Here is a 631-nt window from a genome sequence, read left to right as displayed (position 1 = left end):
TGAAGCACCAAACATCGCACGAGAAATCGTATTGGGCACGGGGATGAACATCCATACCGACGCTTACAGCGTGACGCGTGCGTGTGCGACGAGCTTCCAAGCGGCGGTAAACGTAGCAGAGAGCATCATGGCTGGCACCATTGAAATTGGTATCGCTGGTGGTGCGGATTCATCTTCTGTACTTCCTATCGGTGTGTCCAAAAAACTTGCTGCTAACCTGTTGGCTCTAAGCAAAACCAAAACATTGGGTCAGAAGCTCAATATTCTCAAGAGTCTGAGTTTTAAAGATCTCATGCCTGTTCCGCCAGCCGTCGCGGAATACTCGACGGGTTTGTCGATGGGACAAACGGCAGAGCAAATGGCGAAGACGCACGGTATCTCACGCGCAGAACAAGATGCGCTAGCTCATCGCTCTCATACATTGGCATCCCAAGCTTGGAAAGAAGGCAAAATCCAAGGTGAGGTGATGACCGCTTTCCCTGAACCTTACAAAAAGTGGATTTCTGAAGACAACAACGTTCGTCACGACTCGCCGTTAGAGGGTTATGCAAAGTTACGTCCTGCATTTGACCGCCAGTACGGCAGTGTTACCGCAGCAAACAGTACGCCGCTGACTGATGGCGGCGCGGCA

The 631-nt window shown here is 51.3% G+C and carries 1 protein-coding gene; it reads left to right on the top strand.

Translation table 11 applies throughout. The annotated features are described in order from the left end of the window. Positions 1-631, top strand: a 631-nt coding sequence (locus R7O13_RS28215) for a beta-ketoacyl synthase N-terminal-like domain-containing protein (protein WP_318305367.1), incomplete at both ends; no start/stop codon positions are given.

The organism is Vibrio sp. Y176, assembly GCF_033438945.1.
This window is presented reverse-complemented; position numbering and strand designations above follow the sequence as displayed.